The organism is Bartonella sp. MM73XJBT, from assembly GCF_028618465.1.
Taxonomy (GTDB): Bacteria; Pseudomonadota; Alphaproteobacteria; order Rhizobiales; family Rhizobiaceae; genus Bartonella.
In genome coordinates this window covers 1-4,024 of record NZ_JAQISY010000067.1, presented here as the reverse complement: position 1 = coordinate 4,024, position 4,024 = coordinate 1, and the positions used below count along the sequence as shown (strand labels likewise).

Below are 4,024 nucleotides of genomic sequence, written 5' to 3'. Positions count from 1 at the left end.
CAATTTTAAAAACAAATTATCACTTGCACTTTGTTATTTCCATAAAAAAATCAATAAAATCAATGCAAAAGGTACTTCCCAGCGGGTTGGCTTCGTTGCGGGGCGGACGAGCGCGAACTATCGCTAGCGACAGAATTTTCAAATCAACTGTACATTGTACAGATAACACATTGATAAATAACGAATTTAATGTGTTAAGTATTTTCTTATCATATTGAAGCTTGTTTTTCAGATGGGACTATAAATTTCTCTTTATCCTGATATCCCGTAAAACCTTACTTCTTAGGACAAAGAAGAAAGAAAGGGGCATTATGAATAAGAAATCTCGAAAAGGTTTATCGCTTCGTGCCTTTGCCAAAAAGATGGGTGTTTCACCCAATGCGGTGGTTTCGCGTTTTAAAACTGGAAAATTTGATGCGGCTCTTTTTGAAGATGGTTCTGTTAATGAAGCGCTTGCAACAGCTATCTGGAATGAGAATCCAACAAAGCGCCTTGCCCCATTTTTAGCGCCCGATGGTCAAGCGCGGACAAAGATCAAACAAGTCTCATCAGAGGGTGCTAATGAATACAAGATTAAACTGGAGCGAATGCAAGTTGCCCTTGAAAGCGAAAAGATTGCCCTTGAACGCTTACGCGAAACAACGGTTGACCGTGAAGAAGTAAAGAGAGCCGCCCGTGAGTTTGGAAGAGCACACCGTGACGCCATGTTGAATTTTCCTCACCGCTTTGGAGCAAGCATTGCCGCACAAGTTGGATGTGATGCTGCAAACCTAATAGGGGCTATCGATTATTATATGAGAAACGCTTTGCTTGAGGCGGTTAATATTCCAGTGCCTTTTCATGATCCTCATTCTCCAGAGTTAGAGAACTTGCAAGAAACGAATAATGGATGAGAATGCTGTTAAAGAATTTTTTGCCAATGCTAATGATGCAAGACAACCGGACCCACCTTACACGGTTTCTCAATGGGCGGATAAGAATAGATACCTTAGCACCGTAGCAAGTGCTGAACCAGGATTGTGGAGAACAAAACGCACCCCCTATTTGCGCGAAATCATGGATAACCTTTCCTCTCACAAACCGATTGAAACAACCATTGTCATGAAAGGCGCACAGGTTGGCATGTCAGAGGCAGGACTGAATTTCTGCGGTTATGCTATTCATTATAGTCCAGGACCTGCCCTTTATGTCATGCCAACCGTTGAGACAGCGAAGAAATTATCCAAAACGCGTCTTGACCCAATGATTATGGCAAGCCCTGCTTTAAGCGAACGCATTGCCCCAGCGCGAGCGCGTGACAGCGGCAATACCATGTTTTCTAAAGAGTTTGATGGTGGTGCATTGATGCTGACAGGAGCCAATAGTGCTGCTGGTTTGCGCTCTATGCCTATTCGTTATCTGATTTTAGATGAGGTGGATGCCTATCCTCTCAGTGTGGATAACGAAGGTGATCCGGTGATGATTGCGGAAAAGCGTACCTCAACCTTTGTGCAGAGAAAGATCTTTAAATTGTCCACGCCAACACACCGTGACACAAGCCGTATCGCCAAGGATTTCGTGCTTGGTGATCAAAGATATTATAATGTCCCTTGTGATGCGTGTGGTGTTCTACAGCCCATTGTTTGGTCACAAATCAAGTGGCCAAAAGGCGCCCCCGAAAAAGCTGTTTTTGTTTGTGCGCATTGTGGTCATGAACATGCTGAGCACAGAAAAACAGATCTCATTTGTGAAGAAAAAGGTGCATGTTGGGTACCAACCAGTGAGTCAAGCAGACCGAACTTGCGTTCTTACCATATTTCGGCACTCTATTCCCCTTGGCTTACATGGGGGGAATGTGCACGCGAATTTTTAAATGCCAAGGATGATCCAGCGCTTTTGCAGCCTTTTGTCAATACAGTGCTTGGAGAGCCATGGGAGGATAGAACCGGTGAGGTTGTTGATCCAGACAGCCTTTATGCAAAACGTGAAGATTATCCCCTTGCACCAGAACAAGCCGTCGTGTTGACAGCAGGCATTGATGTGCAAAATGACCGTTTAGAGCTTGAAGTGGTGGGATGGGGACGCAGCGAAGAAAGTTGGCATATTGATTATCAAGTTATCCCTGGTGATCCCTCTTCTTTTGAAGTATGGGACCAATTGGATGAATATCTTGCAAAACGTTGGCCGCATCCAGGCTATAAAGAGGGTATTAGGATAACGGCGGCTTGCATTGATACCGGTGGTGGACATACACAGGCTGTTTATAATTATGTGCACCCCCGTGAAGGACGGCGTATCTGGGGCATTAAGGGACAAGCTGGCTGGCGTGCGGTATGGCCACGCCGACCAAGCAGAAACAACAAAGGGCAAATTAACCTCTATATTGTTGGGGTTGATGCGGCGAAAGATATCATTACAGCGCGCTTTAAAAAATCGGGTCCCGAAGCAACGGGGGCTGGTGCAACACACTTTCACAAAAGCCTTGATCGAGAATATTTTGACCAACTGACCGCTGAAAGAAAAGTGATCAAATATTTTAAAGGCTTTAAGCGTATCGAATGGCAAAAAAGTGAAAAGGCAAGAAATGAAGCCTTGGACTGTAGGGTCTATGCTTATGCTGCTTTACAAGGTCTGATTTCGGCAGGAATAAACCTTAATCGAGAAGTCGATATCTTAGAAGAGCGTTTGGAAAAACTTAAAATTGCTGAAAGCTCTTTGGAAGAAAAAACACCTAGGATTTCTTCATTCACTTCTCCAAGAAGATCTCAGATAGCACAACCTCAAAGGAAACAATCCAGAACGGTAATGAATCCTTATATGCAAGGGGATTGGAGGTAATTTGTGGGTGAAACTTTAGAACCAATTAACAGCAAAATTGAGAGACTTGAAAACTTAAAAAGGCGGCGTGAACAAATTGAAGAAGCTCTTTATTCGGGAGCACAATCGGTGCGCCATGGCGATAAGCAAGTCAGCAACCGCTCTGTTGAGGAACTGCGCAGAGCGCTTGAGATGCTGAACACACAAATAGCGGACCTTGAAGGGCGCAAGCGTTCACGCGTTTTCTATTTTAATATATCACGAGGCTATTAATGGCTGGCTTTATCAATAAACTCACGGGCTTTTTTAAAATTTCTCGTCAACACAATCCCCATTTTGAAGCGGCAAGCAAAAGCCGCCGTATGGGTGGTTTTGACCCCGCAAAAAAACATATCAATAAAGCCATTGAAGAATGCGGTGATACCATTGTTGCCCGTTCAAGATGGCTTTATGACAATGAATCTCTTTATGGGTCTGCAACAGAAGAATGGGTCTCCGCGGCTGTTAGTGATGGGATTAAACCTTATCCTCGCATTGAAGGCTTTCAAGAAGAGAAGAAAAAGCTTTTAGACTTATGGTGGCAATGGGCTGATGAAGCAGACTACGATGAAGATGCCAGCTTTTATGGGCTGCAAGCAACCATTGCCCGAGAGGTCTTTTTAACCGGAGAATGCTTTGTAAGATTGCATTATATTGATCTCTACGGGCGCTCTGGTGTGCCGCTTCAATTACAAGTTTATCCCACCGAAATGTTGGACCTTTCCTACAATGGACCGGCTGAGATTGAAGGCAATTACATTCGTATGGGTATTGAATTTAATGCCAGTGGCAAGCGTGTTGCTTATCATTTCTGGGAACATCACCCCTATGATGATTGTTCTGCAAGCACAGTCTTTGAGAGTCAAGAACGCATACGTGTGCCTGCTGAAATGGTCATTCATATCAAAGAGCGCCGGATTGCCGGACAATTGCGCGGTTCTCCCAAAATAACGCGCTCTATGACAAAAATCTTTCAACTCGAATCCTATGATGATGCAGAACTTGATCGAAAAAGGACGGCGGCTCTTTTCGCAGCGTTTGTCAAGGACAATTCCCCAAACGTCGCAAAATTATCCGATAATCGTGATAAAAACAACGTTGAAGAAGAATACGAAGCACCTGCCATTGCACCCGGTGCATCTCTTTATTTAGGAGAGAATAAAGATGTTACATTCTCAAATCCTGTTGA

The 4,024-nt window shown here is 44.1% G+C and carries 4 protein-coding genes; all 4 read left to right on the top strand.

Annotated features, from left to right (window positions below):
• Positions 1-311: 311 nt before the first annotated feature.
• Positions 312-893: a hypothetical protein gene (locus PVV69_RS09335; protein ID WP_273757287.1), complete on the top strand. Its 582-nt coding sequence runs from the start codon at positions 312-314 to the stop codon at positions 891-893.
• Positions 886-2,817 carry a phage terminase large subunit family protein gene (locus PVV69_RS09330; protein WP_273757286.1) on the top strand — a complete coding sequence of 644 codons (1,932 nt, stop codon included), beginning with the start codon at positions 886-888 and terminating at the stop codon, positions 2,815-2,817. Before PVV69_RS09335 ends, PVV69_RS09330 begins: the two co-directional genes overlap by 8 nt.
• Before the next feature lie 3 nt (positions 2,818-2,820).
• On the top strand, positions 2,821-3,069 hold the full coding sequence (locus PVV69_RS09325; protein WP_273757285.1) for a phage head-tail joining protein: 249 nt from the start codon (positions 2,821-2,823) through the stop codon (positions 3,067-3,069).
• Positions 3,069-4,024, top strand: a 956-nt coding sequence (locus PVV69_RS09320) for a phage portal protein (protein WP_273757284.1), incomplete at its 3' end; no start/stop codon positions are given. The genes PVV69_RS09325 and PVV69_RS09320, both read left to right, overlap by 1 nt.